The organism is Mangrovimonas sp. TPBH4 (assembly GCF_001280505.1).
Taxonomy (GTDB): Bacteria; Bacteroidota; Bacteroidia; order Flavobacteriales; family Flavobacteriaceae; genus Mangrovimonas_A.
Genome location: NZ_LBIO01000044.1, coordinates 91313 through 108646 on the forward strand (window position 1 = coordinate 91313; position 17334 = coordinate 108646).

The window sequence follows — 17334 nt, forward strand, 5'->3', positions numbered from 1 at the left end:
AAGATAGAAAATGAAGATTTCATACAACTGGTTACGACAATTTATCAAAACAGATTGGTCCCCTGAAAAAACTGGAGAATTACTTACAGATTTAGGACTTGAAGTAGAAGGCATCTCAGAATTTGAATCCGTTAAAGGAGGACTAAAAGGAATTGTTGTTGGAGAAGTATTAACCTGTGAGCAACATCCAAATGCAGACCGACTAAAGGTTACCACCGTAAATATTGGGGCAGACCAACCACTACAAATTGTATGCGGAGCACCTAACGTGGCGGCAGGGCAAAAAGTTCCTGTAGCCACTATTGGAACCACGCTTTACACGCCTGAAGGTGAAGCTTGGAAAATCAAAAAAGGTAAAATTCGTGGCGAGGAAAGCCATGGTATGATCTGCGCCGAAGACGAATTAGGTTTAGGACAATCGCATGATGGAATAATGGTCCTTGACGAAAAAGTAAAGATTGGTGCTGCGGTTTCGGATATCTTCAAAGTAGAAAACGACCATGTTTTTGAAATAGGCCTTACTCCTAACCGTGCAGATGCTATGAGCCACTTTGGTACCGCTAGAGACCTTAGAGCAGGTTTGATTCAACAGGATATCCACTTGGAATTCATCACTCCTTCGGTGAGTGCTTTCCACGTAGATAACAGAACCAATAAGATTGATGTAGAAGTTCAAAACAAGGAATTGGCGCCTCGTTATTGCGGTATTGCCATTTCTGGAATTACGGTTGAAGAATCTCCTTCTTGGTTACAAAATAGATTGAAAGCTATTGGGCTTACTCCAAAGAACAATGTGGTAGACGCTACTAATTATGTACTTCATGAATTGGGACAGCCTCTACACGCCTTTGATGCTGCCAAAATTAAAGGTCATAAAGTTGTTGTAAAAACAATGCCACAGGGCACGAAGTTCAAAACTTTGGATGGTGTTGAACGCGAATTGGATGCAGAAGACTTGATGATTTGTGATGCCGAAAAACCAATGTGCATAGCCGGTGTTTTAGGTGGTTTGGATTCTGGAGTTACAGAAAACACAACCAACATCTTTTTGGAAAGTGCTTATTTTAACCCTGTTTCCATTAGAAAAACAGCGAAACGCCATGGCTTAAATACCGATGCCTCCTTTAGATTTGAGAGAGGTATCGATCCTAACATTACAGAATACGCGCTAAAACGTGCTGCTTTATTGATTCAGGATATTGCAGGCGGGGAAATTACAAGTGACCTTGTGGACATGTACCCGAAGAAAATTGAAGATTTCCAGGTGCGATTGAGCTTTGAAAATGCCAAGAAATTAATTGGAGAAGAAATTCCAAAGGATACCATCAAAAGTATATTGACCTCCTTGGAAATCAAAATCAATAATGTTACTGAAACAGGGCTTGGTCTTACGGTACCTGCGTATAGAAATGACGTGCAAAGAGAGGCTGATATCATTGAGGAAATTCTAAGGGTTTACGGTTACAACAATATTAAAACTACAGAGAAACTTAATGCCTCCATTTCCAATTCTTCAAAATTTGAGGATTACAAACTTCAAAACATCATTGGAGGTCAATTGGTCGCACAAGGATTTTATGAGATTATGGCCAACTCGCTATCGTCTCCTAAATACATCTCTCTTAGTGAGCAACTTAAAGAAGATCACAACATTGAACTTTTGAACCCATTGAGCAATGACCTTTGCGTGATGCGCCAAAGTTTATTGTTTTCTGGTTTGGAAGCCATTAGCCACAACATCAATAGAAAGCGAGATGCGCTTAAATTGTTTGAATTTGGTTCTACCTACCACAACTATAATGGTAACAGAAAAGAACACAAACATCTTTCGTTACTGGTAACTGGAAGACGCAATGCTGAACGTTGGAATGTTGGTAACCAGCAAAGTGATTTCTTCTATTTAAAAGGTATCATCTCTACCGTTTTACAACGCTTAGGTATTAACAACACTGTTGTTGCCCCTACCAAAAATGACATGATTGCCGAGGGTATTTCGTTATCCTCCAACAATCTACAATTGGTCAACTTTGGATTGGCAAAAAAATCGGTATTGAAACATTTTGGAATTGCCCAGGACGTGCTGTTCGCCGATTTCAATTGGAACAATTTTATTGACGCTGCAAAACAAAACTCTGTTTCTTTTAAGGACATTCCAAAGTACCCAGAAGTACGTAGGGATTTTGCTTTGTTATTGGATGAAGCTGTTACTTTTGAACAAATTGACAGCATTGCAATGAAGACTGAAAAACAATTGCTTAAGGATGTTGACCTATTTGATGTGTATCAGGGTAAAAATCTTCCAAAAGGCAAGAAGAGTTACGCTGTGAGTTTCACCATCCAGGACGAACACAAAACACTTACCGACAAGCAAATTGATAAAATAATGAACAAACTTCAAGCTAATTTTGAAAAACAGCTTGGAGCTACGCTTAGATAAGAATCAAAAAAAGCCTCTTTAAAAAAGAGGCTTTTTTATGTCATATTTTTAAAGGTATATCAATCTTTAACACAACGGCATGGTAAACCATCTGTTTTAATTGTCATTAGAGTAGTAGCTTCTGTTCCTAAATCAACATGGATTAATTCTACCTTTGTTGCATCATCCTCATTTTCAGTAGAGGAGTACACCCAAGCATCCTCGCCTAGACCCAAAAAAGATGACCAAGTATCTCTATTTCCAGACGGCATTAAGGAAAAACCACTACTATTTGTAGCATTCTCAGGAGAATTATCCCAACCAGAAATAGACTTCATGGCTTCTCCTGCAACACTAGTGCCTCCAAGCTCATCTACCAAAACATCCCATTCCGAAATACTTGGCACGTGCCACCCTTCAGGACATAAATTACCGGTTTCAATTGTATACCAATTGTAAAGTTTTCCATGAATACTTCCAAAAGATGCATCATTGTTATAATAAGACCAAGCAGGTGTATCCAGATCACCCCAAGCTTCTTGATCCGTAACGTTAGGAATATCCGTTCCGTCATTAAATTTTGAGGTGTTCAAATTGGTAACTGTCCAGCACTGATCTCCTATTTTAACCGTAGAATAAATATTCCCATCGGCATCAGTTATATTATCACCACATTTCCATCCGCCACCATCATCATCACTTCCACATGAAATAAGGAGCGTTAATACCATCATAGCCAAGCTAAGTTTAAGTTGTGAATTTCTCATGATTTGAAGACTTATTGTTTAAACATAACATTAAATATAATAAATGCTAATGAATTTTTAATCAACCACTTAAAAAAATACCCAATGATACTTACAAATAATCAATCATTTATATTACAATCACTAGAAATAAAAATTATGAAATTCATAGGTGGCAAGGCTAAATAATTACTAATTTTAAATTCCATTAATTTAAAACACGTATTATGGCAGCAATAACTTTAAAAGGTAATACCATACACACCTCAGGAGAACTTCCTAAAGTAGGTACAAAAGCTCCTGAATTCACATTGACCACTACAGAATTAGGTTCAAAAACCCTTGCCGATTTTAAGGGCCAAAATTTAATCCTCAACATCTTTCCTAGTGTGGACACAGGCACCTGTGCACAATCTGTTAGGACCTTCAACGAAAAAGCCAGCAGCTTAGACAACACCAAAGTGCTGTGTATCTCTAAAGACCTTCCTTTTGCACAGGCCAGATTCTGTGGCGCTGAAGGATTGGACAACGTAGTCAACCTTTCTGATTTTAAAGACGGAAACTTTGGAAAAAGCTACGGACTTGACTTTGTAGATGGACCTTTGGAAGGTTTACTCTCTAGATGTATCGTGGTTGTAAATCCAGAAGGAGATGTCACCTATACTGAACAAGTTGCAGAAACGGTAGACGAGCCTAATTACGAAGCAGCTTTAAAAGCACTATAGATTGTTGCCCCAAACATGACCAAAAAAGAATCTTTTGCTAAAAACAGAATAAGAAGTATAGGGTTTGCCTTTAAAGGGGCCCTATACTTGATTAAAACCGAAGCCAGTATCAAAGTACAATTGTTTGTAGCCTTTGCCGTGACAATTGCGGGCTTCTATTTTCAAATTTCCAATACGGAATGGCTATTCCAAATTGCTTTTATTGGCCTGGTAATGACGGCCGAAGGCATAAACACAGCTATTGAATACATCGCCGATTTCATACACCCAGAGTACCACAAAACCATTGGACACATAAAAGACATTTCGGCCGGAGCGGTCTTTATCGCTGCCATTGCAGCCATTATTGGCGCAACGATCATTTATTTCCCAAAGCTGTTTTAATACTTTTTCCGTTAGGATAAACGTTAGTAATTTGTATTTTTGTTTTAATCTAACTAAGCGTTGATGGCGAAGAAGAAAACTAAAACCAAAGACAGAAAAACCTCTACCTTTAACAAACCCTCTTTTACACTCACAAGTCAGCAGAAATTGATTTATGGGAGCTTGTTGATGATTCTTGGTGTTTTGTTATTTATAGCATTTTTGTCCTTTTTCTTCACAGGTAAAGCAGATCAAAGTACCTTAGGAGCACTTGGCACTAGAGATATTGAAGCCCAAAATTGGCTCAACAAACTAGGGGCCTGGGTGAGTGACTTATTCATTTTAAAAGGCTTCGGGGTTGCCTCTTTTATTTTTGCGGGACTTTCTTTCCTTTCAGGCATTTATATTGCTTTGGATATTAATAAGGCTAAACTACGCTCACATTGGATTTGGGGAACACTTATTGTTCTTTGGTGTTCCATTCTCTTTGGATTTTTCACTCATAAATATGATGCCCTAGGCGGTACTGTAGGTTTTGAGATGAACAGTTTTTTCCAGGATTATATCGGGAAAATTGGAACAGCCTTGCTCCTACTTTTTGGTCTTATCACCTATCTAGCACTTAGGTTTAATGTAACAGGCCAAACTTTTATCAAACTGTTCAAGAGTGCTAAAAAAGACCTGAAAACTGAATTTGCTATAGATGGACCTATTTTAGCCACTGATACAGCTGCCATACCGGTTGACAATAATTTATCTGAAGAAGCAGAAGACATGAAATCCAATTTCAATTTGGAAGAGGATGAAACATCTCCTTCCATTGCGGCGCTTTTAAACCATACCAAAAAAGAAAAAGAAGAGGCTATAGAAATTGAAGAGAACGTAGCCAATCCACAAGATACAGAGGTTGAACTTGAGCCTAAAATACTTAAGGAACCTCAAACCGCTCCAAAAAATAACAGCGAGCTTCAAGTGGAGGTGAACAATGCGCCTGAAGAAAATTTTGAAATTGAAATAGAACAGGTTGAAGAAGAGGTTTCGGAACACGATAATCTTGCAAATAAATTAGTTGCCGATTTTGGTCAATTTGACCCAACATTGGAATTGAGCAAATACCAATTTCCGCCATTAGACCTTCTTAAAAAATACGATTCCGAAGGAATTACCATTAACCAAGAAGAACTTGAGGAGAATAAAAACCGTATTGTTGAAACCCTCAGCAACTATAAAATAGGCATCAGCAGCATTAAGGCCACCATTGGCCCTACCGTTACCCTTTACGAAATTGTACCTGAAGCCGGTGTACGTATTTCTAAAATCAAAAATCTGGAGGATGATATTGCCCTATCGCTTTCTGCTTTGGGTATTCGTATCATTGCCCCTATCCCAGGAAAAGGAACTATTGGTATTGAAGTGCCAAATAAGAGCTCTACGATTGTTTCCATGCGCTCAGTAATTGCTTCCCAAAAATTCCAAAAATCTGATATGGAACTACCTATTGCTTTTGGAAAAAACATTAGCAATGAAACTATGGTAGTGGATTTGGCAAAAATGCCCCACCTTTTGATGGCCGGTGCTACTGGACAGGGAAAATCTGTAGGTTTGAATGCGGTATTGACTTCCTTACTTTACAAAAAACACCCAGCGGAAGTAAAATTTGTCTTGGTCGATCCCAAAAAGGTAGAATTGACCTTATTCAATAAAATAGAACGTCACTATTTAGCGAAGCTTCCCGATAGCGAGGAGGCCATCATTACAGACAACACCAAGGTAATCAATACCTTGAACTCCCTATGCATTGAAATGGACAACCGTTACGAGATGCTTAAAAATGCCATGTGTCGTAACATCAAGGAATACAACGAGAAGTTCAAGGCTAGAAAATTGAATCCAAATGACGGGCATCAGTTTTTACCTTACATCGTATTAGTAGTAGATGAGTTTGCCGACTTGATCATGACGGCAGGCAAGGAAGTAGAAACGCCCATTGCACGTTTGGCCCAATTGGCTCGTGCTATTGGAATCCACTTGATTATTGCCACCCAAAGACCTTCGGTGAACGTTATTACAGGTATTATTAAAGCCAACTTCCCTGCTCGTATTGCGTTTAGAGTAACCTCTAAAATAGATTCCAGAACCATTTTGGATGGCCCTGGTGCTGACCAATTGATAGGACGTGGAGACATGCTCTACACCCAAGGAAACGACATAATTAGAATTCAATGTGCCTTTGTAGACACACCTGAAGTAGAAAAGATTACGGAATTTATTGGAGGCCAAAAAGCCTATCCAGATGCTTACCTACTGCCAGAATATGTTGGTGAAGATGGCAATGGCACAGGTATTGATATAGATATCTCTGAAAGAGATGCTTTATTCCGCGAAGCCGCCGAAATAATCGTTACTGCACAACAAGGCTCTGCCTCCCTATTGCAACGAAAACTTAAATTAGGTTACAACAGAGCAGGCCGATTGATAGACCAACTTGAAGCAGCGGGCATTGTAGGAGGTTTTGAGGGCAGCAAAGCCAGACAGGTTCTTGTTCCAGACCTTACAGCATTGGATCAACTATTGGAAAACGAAAATATATAGCGATATAAAACACATATTACAATGAAAAAATTATTGATAGCAGTTACACTTTTTATAGGCTTCCACAGTTTAGCTCAAAATACCTCTGCGCAAGCAAAAGCCTTACTTAATGAAGTAAGTGCTAAGATAAAAAGCTATGACAATATTACGATAGACTTCAAATATTCACTTAACAATATGAGTGAAAACATAAGTCAAGAAACCCGTGGAAATGTAGTCCTTCAAGGTGAAAAATATAAGTTAAACATTTTGGGAGCTACCAGAATCTATGATGGCAAAACGCTTTATACCATTAGTCCAGACGATGAAGAAGTTACTATTTCCTCCAACAATACCGAAGATGAGGGCTCAATCACCCCAAGTGAAATGCTATCGTTTTATGAAGATGGGTATAGCTACGCAATGGATATTGTTCAAAACGTAAACGGTCGTAAAATCCAGTATGTAAAGCTTACTCCAATAGACACAAACTCCGAAATTAAATATGTTTTATTGGGAATAGATGCCCAAACCAAGCATATCTATAATTTAATTCAAATAGGTGAAAATGGGACAAAAACCACTTTAACCGTTAATATGTTTAAAACAAACGAACCTATTTCGAAAACACTTTTTACTTTTGACCAGTCCAAATACAAAAATTACTACATCAATAGGTTGGACTAATTATTAATTAAATGAAAATATTAGATAGGTATATACTTACAACCTACTTAAAGACATTTTTGAGCGTGTTTATTATACTCATGCTCATTTTTGTTTTACAGTCCATTTGGTTGTACATCAGCGAACTTGCAGGAAAAGATTTGTCCGTTTCGGTCATCATGAAATTTTTGCTGTATGTTACCCCTACTCTAATTCCGTTAATTTTACCTCTCACCATTTTACTGGCCTCCATCATGGTATTCGGTAGTTTTGCCGAAAACTATGAGTTTGCCGCCATGAAATCTACAGGGATTTCGCTACAAAGAGCCATGAGAGGCTTAAGTGTGTTTATTTTTGGTCTGGCAGTTGTGACTTTCTTTTTCGCCAACAATGTCATTCCTTGGGCCAACTTCAACTTTTATAACCTAAGAAAAAATATCGCAAAAACCCAGCCTGCTATGGCTATTGCTGCTGGACAGTTTAATGAAATAGCTGATTATAATATTAAGGTCGATAAAAAAAGTGGGGATAAGGGCCAGTATCTGGAAAAAGTATACATACACAAAAAAACACCCAATAGAACAGGAAATTATACCGTAATTACCGCTAACACTGGGGAATTGATCAGTAGTGAAGCCTCCAATATTCTGCAATTGGTTCTTTATGATGGTAACTATTATGATGAAATATACAGTAAAGACCCTAAACAAAATGCCAAAAAGCCCCATGTAAGAAGTGCTTTTGAAAAATATATTATCAACGTGGACCTTGAGGGTTTAAACGATGTTGACTACGAAGAAAAGAGTTATGAAGGCAGATATAACATGTTGAATGTATCCGATCTTAATTATACTATAGACAGCCTTAAGGACAAAGGAAAAACAGAATACAAGAACTTCTCCAAATCCCTTTACGACCGAACCGCTGTAGCTACTCTAAATGCCAATATCAAGCCAAAAAAGGATTCTTTGTACACCGATGAGATTTTGGATTTATTTGATAACCGTACCAAGTTACAAATACTCAACCTAGCTGCGAACACAGTAAACAGCACCAACCAGATTATAAAAACAAAAAAGCATACTTTAGGAACCCAAAAAAAATGGCTCAACAAGCATGTTATTTCCCTTCATGAAAAGTATGTTTTAGGGTTCGCCTGTATAATTCTGTTTTTTGTTGGAGCTCCCCTAGGAGCCTTGATTAGAAAAGGAGGCATCGGCCTGCCAATGGTCATTGCTATCCTGCTGTTTTTAACCTATCACTTCATCGGAATTTTTTCAAAAAACAGTTCCCAAGACGGCTCGCTAAACCCTGTTTTTGCAACTTGGCTTTCCACCTTGATCATGCTTCCCCTAAGTATTTTCCTCACACAGAGAGCTACCAAGGATAGAGGCTTATTTGAATTTGATGCCGTTTTAGATCCCCTGAAAAAACTATTCAGCTTTAAGGATAAAAAAGAAGCCTTTGACAAAGCCTACAAGCGGTTGGATGATTTTGACAATGATAAACTTATTGATGTTATTAAAAATTACTCCCACCATGAGTACGACAAAACAATAAAACCTGTTGCATACCAGCTTCTATTGGATCGAGGCTTAAGTACGGACGACATCAAAGACAAAGGAGTAATCTTACATAATACATTCTTAAAATCAGAAAAAATTGCCAAGGATTTTAAAGACTATTCCTTGACCACCATAGTGAGTTACGCCATTGGAGCGGTGCTTATTCTTTTCTTTTTTATTTTTAGAAACAACAAGCTGCCTGAGTTGGCCCATATAGTATTGCAACTAGGAATCATTTCATTTGTATTTGTTGCTATCTACTTCACAGTGTCCTCTATTGTTTTGTCAAAATTCTATAAATCCTTACCTGAAAGTGACAAGAAAATCAATTTTTTCCTTCTTTTAATTGGGCTTCCCTTCTATCCAATCACTTACTTTTTGTTAAAAAACAGGGTCAAGGAAGAGTTGTATAAAACTAGCATAGAAAATATAAAATAAGCTATATCTTTGCAGCATAATACAAAATGCTACTATGTCTACGCTTAAAACCGTTAACAATTCAACTGAATTCAAGTTAGATACCATTGAAGACGCCATCAACGATATCCGTCAAGGAAAAGTAATAATCGTTGTGGATGACGAAAACAGGGAAAATGAAGGAGATTTTCTTGCGGCAGGCGAAATGGTGACCCCAGAAATGATCAACTTTATGGCCACCCACGGTAGGGGTTTAATTTGCACACCACTTACCGAAAAGCGATGTAAAGCTCTCGAACTTGGTATGATGGTAAGCAACAACACCGACCCAATGGAGACGGCTTTTACCATCTCGGTTGATTTACGTGGCAACGGCGTAACTACGGGTATTTCCGCCAGTGATAGAGCCAAAACAGTGAAGGCCTTAGTAGATAGGGATACCAAGCCATTTGAATTGGCGCGTCCAGGTCATATCTTCCCTCTTGTCGCTAAAGAAGGTGGGGTTTTAAGAAGAACAGGTCATACCGAAGCAGCTATTGACTTTGCCCGTCTCGCAGGGTTGCAACCTGCCGGTGTGATTGTTGAAATCATGAACGAAGACGGCACCATGGCACGCTTGCCCCAGTTAATGGAAGTAGCCAAGAAATTTGATCTTAAAATAGTTTCTATTGAAGATTTAGTGGCCTATCGTATGCAGCACGATTCATTGATTGAAAAGAAAGAAGACTTTGAAATCGTGACCCGCTTTGGTGAATTTAGATTACGCGCCTATCAACAAACTACCAACAGCCAAGTACATATTGCCATTACGAAAGGGACTTGGAACACAAATGAGCATGTATTGACTAGAGTTAATTCCACTTTGGTGAACAACGATATTCTAGGCACCTTAACCAACAATGCCGATAAGAAATTGGACGACATGTTCAAATTGATTAATGAAGCTGGAAAAGGAGCCATTATTTTTATAAATCAGCAAAACCAATCTACCAATTTATTGCATAGATTGTCTATTTTAAAAGAGCAGCAAAACCATAAGGATGTCATCAAGGCTCCAGGAATCCATATGGACTCTAAAGATTTTGGAATTGGCGCGCAAATCCTTCACGATTTAAACATCCATAAGCTTAAATTGATTTCCAACAGCGAACAGACCAAACGCGTAGGAATGATTGGCTATGGTTTGGAGATTATGGATTATGTGAACTATTAGTCAGTTACCTCAAAAACTTTCAACATATTTTTTTCATTGGCCTTAGGCACTTCTGCTATTAATGCATATTTGCCCTTGGCAAGCGTGGCCTTAAAATAGCCTTCTTTTCCTGCTGGCATTTCTTGCATCCCCCCTAAAAAAGTTACACCTGCAGGTGCTGGATTGATTAGTCCTTTAGGATTGGACCAATCCATCCAAGCTTCCAAAACTTCTAAATCGGCGGTGTCATCCAATTTTACAAGGTTTACATCGTGCTCCAAAAAGTGCTCATGCTTTTTTTGGTCTACAAAAGTTACTTTAATAGTATGATCCCCTGCTTTGATCGCCTCATCAAACACAATGCCTTGGGAACTTGAAATAGCTACATTAACGGTAGCAATTGGAGGTAAATGATCAGAGACCTCAGTGGTTACAACAATAGGTTTTACCATTCCCATGGAGGTATGAAACTTGCCGTTGGACATCTTTACATAGCACTCCATAATGTAATATCCTGGCTCTAATTTAACAGTTAATTCTGTAGTTTGTCCTGGTGAAATCAAACCTGCCCCACCAGAAAAAATTACTTGATAAAACCATTCCGGTAAAGCCCCAAAGGCCGCATAGCCTTCCTCGACTTTTCCTTCATTAATTAGATCCATTCCCTTGTCAAAAGGAGGAAAAACTTCCTTTTTGGTATCGGCAATGGTTTTTCCTTCGGGGTACTTATCCAATAAAAACAAATGGGTTTCGAAAGATTTATTGATATATCTGAAGGTGGTCCAGCCAGATGATAAGGAATCTGGACCAATAAATTCCATACTTTCCGTATAGTACTCTGCTATTTGGTCTTTTGGCTTTTCGGCCTCAATGCTAACTTTTTCCTCTTCAACTTCCTTTGTTTTTTTATCCCCATTACAACTCATGCATAAAAGAGATACAAATAATACGCCACAAAACGCAATACGATTAGCCTTCATAATTCACTGTACTTTAACCGGTTACCCGTTAAAGATACTAAATTAAGAGCTAATCACATCTAAGCCAGAAGTATAGGGCTTTTTAACTACTTTTCTAAATGTTGGAAGTTGAATGTATGAGATGAACTTTAATCCAGTACCGACTTAATGACCTGAACCATTTTTACAGCCCTCTCCCTAACTTCTTGCTCCGTCCAAGACAGCTTAATCAAACAGGAAATATTTCTTCCTATATAATGATCTGACTGGTTAAAAGTTTTGCTTTGAAGATAAGTCAATCCTTCTTTAACCTCTTGAGATAAAGGATACAGCGTCTTTAAATCCTTAAGATGCTCCCACTTTCTGATATAATGCCAGTTGTTATTGTAATACTGAAAACAAGCATCAACGCCAGCTTCTTTAAGGGCTGCCGCAGCTTGAAGCGAAGTTTCGGTATCTGGTAAAAAGAAACTTAAAAAGGAATAGTTTTCCTCGCCTCCTTCAGGTACGCTTCTAAAAGTAATTTCGGGAATTGCGGATAAAGCATCTCGCAATATTGTGAAGTGTTGTTTTTGAATGTCCAAAAATTCAGGTAAACGTCTTAACTGCGCCACGCCTACGGCAGCATTCAGTTCTGAAATTCTAAAGTTATATCCCAAGAATGGATGTCCTTCTGCACCACGATCGTTACCGAGGTGGTCATGCCCATGATCACTAAAATGATCGGCATTTTTAAAATAGCTTTCATTATTGGTAAGGACAGCTCCTCCTTCGCCGCAAGTAATGGTCTTTACAAAATCGAAGGAAAAACATCCAACATCTCCAATACTTCCCAAAGCTTGTCCTTTGTAGGTTGCCCCAATGGCTTGGCAGGCATCTTCAATGAGTAATAAGCTATGTTCCTTACATATCTGTTGCAAAGCATCCAAATTGGCCATACTTCCACACATATGCACAGGCATAATAGCCTTGGTTTTTGTAGTTATAGCCGACTCTACAGCTTTTGGGTCTAAGGTGAGAGTATCGTCGATATCCACCAAAACTGGAATGGCTTCCAACATCATGACTGCCTCAAAACTAGCCACAAATGTAAAGGTAGGTATGATCACTTCATCCCCAGCTCCTACTCCAGCTACAGCTAAGGCTACTGAAACAGCCGCTGTACCACTAGAAACCAACTGAGCATGATTTACCTGGAAATATTCCTGTAAATCATGCTCCAATTGTTTTGCTTTCCAATGGCCGTTACGCATGGCATCGAAGCCATATCGCATTAACACTCCAGTTTCCAAAACATCATTCACTTCTTTTCTTTCGGCATCGCCGAAGTGCTCAAATCCGGGCATATATCAATAAACTATAATTGCTTTAAAAAACCTATGTATTCTTCAATTGTTTCATCACTAAATACTTTCACCTCATTCATAGGTGCACCTTGAGCATTCAAAGTTACAAATGCAGGGAATGTTTTTGTGTTGTTGTAGTGAATGATTTTGCGTTGTGCGGCATCAGAATCATCAGCATTATCGATAGCTACCAACACTACTCTATCTGCAATTTGAGCAAATTCTGGTGCATTGATAACTGTAGCTTCTAATTTTTTACACGCATCGCAATTCTGGGAATCCTTAAAATACATTAAGATAGGTTTGTTTTGAGCTTGAGCTGTTTTCATGGCTTGCTCAAAATCTGTTGTCCACTGTGCGTCTTGCGCATAAATGCCTACACTAAATAAGCAAATAAGAACTAGTAATAGTTTTTTCATCAGGAATAAATTAAAAGTTAAAAAGTTATGTTAAAAAACAAATATAAGCTATTCGATGTATTGTCCAAAAAAAAGAAAAAGAATTAATCACAGCTCTAAAACAGCGTCTTCCACAGGCTTTCTGACCTTTTTCATATGAGCAAACACATCATTTTCAGACCGATAACCGATTGGCAATAACAACACCGATTTAAGATAATAATCCTTTAATTTTAGAACCCTATCATATTCTTCCGAAAGAAAACCTTCCATAGGGCAAGAATCCACTTGTTCAAGCGCACAAACCGTCATAATATTCCCCAACGCCAAATAGGCTTGCCTAGTGGCCCAGTCTTCAATTTCCCTCTGTGTTTTTTGTTCAAAATCATCAACCAAAAAATCCTCAAATGGCTTCAAGACCTCTTTAGGCGTCTGTCTTAAATCATGAACTCTTTTAAAATACTCGTTCACAAAAGACTTATCAATATTGGTCTGTATACAAAATACCAATACATGGGAAGCAGAAACTATTTGTTTTTGGTTCATTGAGTATTGCAACAGTTCCTGTTGGAGTTCCTTATTGTTTATGATCACCAATTTTATAGGCTGCAATCCATAAGAAGTAGCTGTTAGATTAAAGGCCTTTTTTAAGGTATTCAATTTTTCTGTTGACACCTTTTTATTAGAATCAAAGGTTTTTGTGGCATATCGCCATTCTAAAAATTTAAGGATTTCCATAGACATATTTTGTATCGATCCACAAATGTACTATTTGGAACGCCCTTTAACTAACACAAAATCAATTTTATATTGAAGCACCCAAAAATGTTTTATTTTTTTTCTCATTTTTTCTTGGATAGTAATGAAAAAGGTTACTATATTTGCACCCGCAATCAGGAAATACCTGATGAGACACTCAAGGAGAAATGGCAGAGTGGTCGAATGCGGCAGTCTTGAAAACTGTTGAGGGTCACACCTCCGGGGGTTCGAATCCCTCTTTCTCCGCAGAAAGCCTTGTAAACAGATGATTTACAAGGCTTTATTTTTTGAGTTGACAATTGAGTTGACAGTTTTTATTTTAGCTTTACAGAGTAATTTTAACTCTTACACCTCATTTTTCTTCTAAACAATTTAATGAAATTTATAAAGTCATCCCTCATTCAGAAGGGAAAAAAGTTAATTTTCTAAACTACCTCCACTTTCATTCAACCTTTCATTTTATAACTTTATACTCAAATATAAATTTAAGTATAATGGAAAATCCTTTGAATTAATCAACGAACGCTTAGACCTAATTGAAAAATTACTAATAAATATTAATGACAAAATAGAAGGCAATAATGGAGCCCCCGCTCCTTCCCTACCAAACATTATGAACATTGAACAAGTAGCTGACTATATAAGCCTATCCAAACACACAGTATACGGTCTGGTTCACAAACGTGAAATACCTCATTTCAAAAAGGGAAAACGGCTGTATTTTGACAAAGAAAGCATTAATGAATGGCTTCGTGAAGGCAGAGTTATAACTAAAAAAGAGATGGAGGATAAAGTAGATGAATATTTATTTAAGAATCCGCTCATATGAATATATCCAATGCAGCAATCAGTTTCCTTTAAAAAGATAAATCAGCTCTAGATTTTGCCCCCCTTACCGTGATTCCATAACTTTTTCTTTATACAAAATCACATTATTCAATAAAAATACCTAACAATGGGTATTCCCTCCCAATACTTCATCTATTATTTTAATAGAATAAAATTATACAAAACCCTCATGTATTGAAATTTACCCAAAATAAATATAATCTAGCTAAACCCCATTGGGTTTAACCACATGTTGGCAAACATAAAAATATGACGTATAAAATAATTACTACATTTCTGCTATTAACTTTATTATCTTGTAACAATGAAATAAAGCATACATCGACTAAAACGGAGTTATACTTTGGACTTTCGAATAGCGAAGGTGCTATATCCGATAGTTCTTGGACTGAATTTAAGAAAACTCACATTGATAAAATCTTGAATGGATATACTATTATTGATGGTCAAGGATTTTGGACTGACAATTCTGGAAATAAGACATATGAAGCATCTAAAATGCTAATTTATATTCATGACAATTCGGTTTTCGAAAGCCAAAAGATCGATTCAATAATCGTTCTTTATAAGAATAAATTTAATCAAGAATCTGTACTTAAAGTACATCATAATATTAGAATCAATAACTAAAAAAGTAAACTATAACTAGATTATTCAATAATTAAAACAAAATTTATACCGTATCATCACATCAAACCCGAAAACTTGAATTGGATTTAAAACGAACTAGGTCTTAAAACAGCAAGATTCACAAATGCTGGAGTTACAATGTCAGTTGTAAAAGCTAAAAAAAGGCCAAGCGTTAAAAGCTCCCAGACACTCAAAAGGGTCATTCATTTATGTAGTGTCTGGAAACGTAATCATCGAAGGACAATCCTTGACAGCAAGTGGGGCTGGTTATTGTGAAGGAGACAACTATGCTTCAGACTGTGAGCTTAAAGAAGACAATACTTATATCTTTTGCAGAAATGCTGATGATGAAATAATTCAAGATTAATCATTTATTAATAACTAAATCAAATTTTATGGGAGCAAATGTTTCAAATGCAGCTCACGGAGCAGGCTACTCAACTGGTGAAAAGTTCATTGAACTACATCGTAGAATAATTCTGAATGATGAAGCTTATTCTAAAGCGGTATCATTATTAAATGAAAACAAGTATGATGAAGCAAAGGAGTTTTTATTAAAAGTATCTCCTCAAAATGCTTCGGACGCAATAAACGTATTTCTAAACGATTTGAAGGAAATTAGAAAATCCTAAAAATACGTTTGCCAACATTGGGTATAAAAACATAGGGCAGACAGTGGTTTCCGCAAGTTTCGGGTTCTTAGCAAGCTTTGTCTCGGTGGACAAGTACGCAGTTCCGAAATGCCCTACGTTTCATACCCTAGACCGTTATCTTACATTATGTAGGAATGAAATTTAAAAGGATTTACTGTAAAATTGTGAAATATGTTAGATTCAATAGTTAAACCATTAAGAGATTCTATTATGCATTGGATCACTTGGATTGGAGTAATTATTGGATCTTTAAGTGCGATAAGTGCAATTGTCCGGATATTTGAAATTGGACTGATTCCAGTATTGAAGACTTTTATAGAATTCTATAGAAGTTTATTAGAACCTTTGCATGAACTTATTAATTTACCTCCTTGGCCTTTTGAAATACCATTTATATTTGTTGATTTACTTTCCATTTATCTTGTTCTATTTGGTATGTCTTTTCGATCTTTTAAATCTCATTTATATTTAGACAGTGAGTATAAGAGGATAACCGAACCTCTGAAATCAAAAAAATATAACTCGTCTAAAATCCTGCACTCACTTCGACTAATCCTTTTAATAGATACTATCACAGCTTTTTCAATAAGGCTATATTTTAGAATTTCCAGGAGAATAGAACACCAAAACGGGTTGTTGATGAATCTTGAAAACTCACACAAAGATGAGCCCGCTATAGCCATTGCCATGGCTAAAAAATTTCATGAAGTCGAAATAAGCAGATTTTTGAAATTAAAAAAAGATATATACCCTCAAGTAATGCAATATATTTCAATCCCATTAGCAATTCTGTTTTTTTTTCTTTTCAATGAGTTTGATCCAATTCCTTAAACCCTAAAAAAGATATAATTTATTATAAATAAGCAATAAAAAAGGTAGTTAACAATACCTATACGAATACCCTTTAGGATACTGGGCACAGCCAAATTGTTGGCAAAATCAAAAATATTAGAACAACAATAAAGTACTAATTTCTGAAGAATTCCTCAAAGAAATTGAAAGATTAACATGTAACAAAGCTTCATTTTTTAGTTAACTAGTCTTATTTTGACTTCACAAAGTAATTTTAACTCTTACAC

At 37.0% G+C, this 17334-nt stretch carries 17 protein-coding genes and 1 tRNA gene; 13 read left to right on the forward strand and 5 right to left on the reverse strand.

Going from position 1 to position 17334, the window contains the following annotated elements:
• Positions 1-10: 10 nt before the first annotated feature.
• Positions 11-2437 carry a phenylalanine--tRNA ligase subunit beta gene (gene pheT / locus ZA05_RS08425; RefSeq protein WP_053991258.1) on the forward strand — a complete coding sequence of 809 codons (2427 nt, stop codon included), beginning with the start codon at positions 11-13 and terminating at the stop codon, positions 2435-2437.
• 59 nt (positions 2438-2496) lie between these two features.
• On the opposite strand, the gene ZA05_RS08430 is transcribed toward pheT, so the two are convergent.
• A complete protein-coding gene (locus ZA05_RS08430) occupies positions 2497-3183 on the reverse strand; it encodes an FISUMP domain-containing protein (RefSeq protein WP_053991259.1) in 687 nt (228 codons plus the stop codon).
• A gap of 206 nt (positions 3184-3389) precedes the next feature.
• Between ZA05_RS08430 and tpx the strand changes: the two genes are divergently transcribed.
• The 6 genes from tpx (at position 3390) to ribB (ending at position 10682) form a co-directional block, all read left to right on the forward strand.
• Entirely contained in the window at positions 3390-3887 is a 498-nt protein-coding gene (gene tpx, locus ZA05_RS08435; protein WP_053991260.1) for a thiol peroxidase, read from the forward strand.
• Positions 3888-3902: 15 nt separating this feature from the next.
• The gene (locus tag ZA05_RS08440) at positions 3903-4271 is read left to right on the forward strand and encodes a diacylglycerol kinase family protein (protein WP_053991261.1); all 369 of its coding nucleotides are present in this window, start codon (positions 3903-3905) and stop codon (positions 4269-4271) included.
• A 63-nt stretch (positions 4272-4334) separates the two neighbouring features.
• Positions 4335-6842 carry a DNA translocase FtsK gene (locus ZA05_RS08445; protein ID WP_053991262.1) on the forward strand — a complete coding sequence of 836 codons (2508 nt, stop codon included), beginning with the start codon at positions 4335-4337 and terminating at the stop codon, positions 6840-6842.
• 21 nt (positions 6843-6863) lie between these two features.
• Complete coding sequence (locus tag ZA05_RS08450) at positions 6864-7508, forward strand: outer membrane lipoprotein carrier protein LolA (protein ID WP_053991263.1); 645 nt, start codon at positions 6864-6866, stop codon at positions 7506-7508.
• 11 nt (positions 7509-7519) lie between these two features.
• On the forward strand, positions 7520-9490 hold the full coding sequence (locus tag ZA05_RS08455; protein ID WP_082333726.1) for an LptF/LptG family permease: 1971 nt from the start codon (positions 7520-7522) through the stop codon (positions 9488-9490).
• Positions 9491-9524: 34 nt separating this feature from the next.
• The gene (gene ribB, locus ZA05_RS08460) at positions 9525-10682 is read left to right on the forward strand and encodes a 3,4-dihydroxy-2-butanone-4-phosphate synthase (protein WP_053991265.1); all 1158 of its coding nucleotides are present in this window, start codon (positions 9525-9527) and stop codon (positions 10680-10682) included.
• Here the strand turns inward: ribB and ZA05_RS08465 are convergent.
• From ZA05_RS08465 to ZA05_RS08480, 4 genes are all read right to left on the reverse strand, one after another.
• Positions 10679-11641 (reverse strand): hypothetical protein, encoded by a 963-nt coding sequence (locus tag ZA05_RS08465; protein ID WP_053991266.1) that lies wholly within the window; start codon positions 11639-11641, stop codon positions 10679-10681. The two genes, ribB and ZA05_RS08465, sit on opposite strands and share 4 nt — an antisense overlap.
• A 128-nt stretch (positions 11642-11769) precedes the next feature.
• Positions 11770-12966 carry a DegT/DnrJ/EryC1/StrS aminotransferase family protein gene (locus ZA05_RS08470; protein WP_053991267.1) on the reverse strand — a complete coding sequence of 399 codons (1197 nt, stop codon included), beginning with the start codon at positions 12964-12966 and terminating at the stop codon, positions 11770-11772.
• Between the two features lie 11 nt (positions 12967-12977).
• A complete protein-coding gene (locus ZA05_RS08475; RefSeq protein WP_053991268.1) occupies positions 12978-13385 on the reverse strand; it encodes a thioredoxin family protein in 408 nt (135 codons plus the stop codon).
• Positions 13386-13472: 87 nt separating this feature from the next.
• Positions 13473-14102 carry an NAD(P)H-dependent oxidoreductase gene (locus ZA05_RS08480; protein WP_053991269.1) on the reverse strand — a complete coding sequence of 210 codons (630 nt, stop codon included), beginning with the start codon at positions 14100-14102 and terminating at the stop codon, positions 13473-13475.
• 182 nt (positions 14103-14284) lie between these two features.
• Between ZA05_RS08480 and ZA05_RS08485 the strand changes: the two genes are divergently transcribed.
• From ZA05_RS08485 to ZA05_RS08505, 6 genes are all read left to right on the forward strand, one after another.
• A tRNA-Ser gene (locus tag ZA05_RS08485) sits at positions 14285-14369 on the forward strand.
• A 367-nt stretch (positions 14370-14736) separates the two neighbouring features.
• Entirely contained in the window at positions 14737-14952 is a 216-nt protein-coding gene (locus tag ZA05_RS08490) for a helix-turn-helix domain-containing protein (RefSeq protein ID WP_053991270.1), read from the forward strand.
• A 269-nt stretch (positions 14953-15221) separates the two neighbouring features.
• The gene (locus ZA05_RS18580; RefSeq protein ID WP_053991271.1) at positions 15222-15602 is read left to right on the forward strand and encodes a DUF3574 domain-containing protein; all 381 of its coding nucleotides are present in this window, start codon (positions 15222-15224) and stop codon (positions 15600-15602) included.
• 214 nt (positions 15603-15816) lie between these two features.
• A complete protein-coding gene (locus tag ZA05_RS18210; protein ID WP_157514623.1) occupies positions 15817-15969 on the forward strand; it encodes a hypothetical protein in 153 nt (50 codons plus the stop codon).
• A gap of 28 nt (positions 15970-15997) precedes the next feature.
• On the forward strand, positions 15998-16234 hold the full coding sequence (locus tag ZA05_RS08500; RefSeq protein ID WP_053991272.1) for a hypothetical protein: 237 nt from the start codon (positions 15998-16000) through the stop codon (positions 16232-16234).
• A 192-nt stretch (positions 16235-16426) separates the two neighbouring features.
• Positions 16427-17086, forward strand: a complete 660-nt coding sequence (locus ZA05_RS08505; protein ID WP_053991273.1) for a hypothetical protein — start codon at positions 16427-16429, stop codon at positions 17084-17086.
• The last annotated feature ends 248 nt before the right edge of the window (positions 17087-17334 follow it).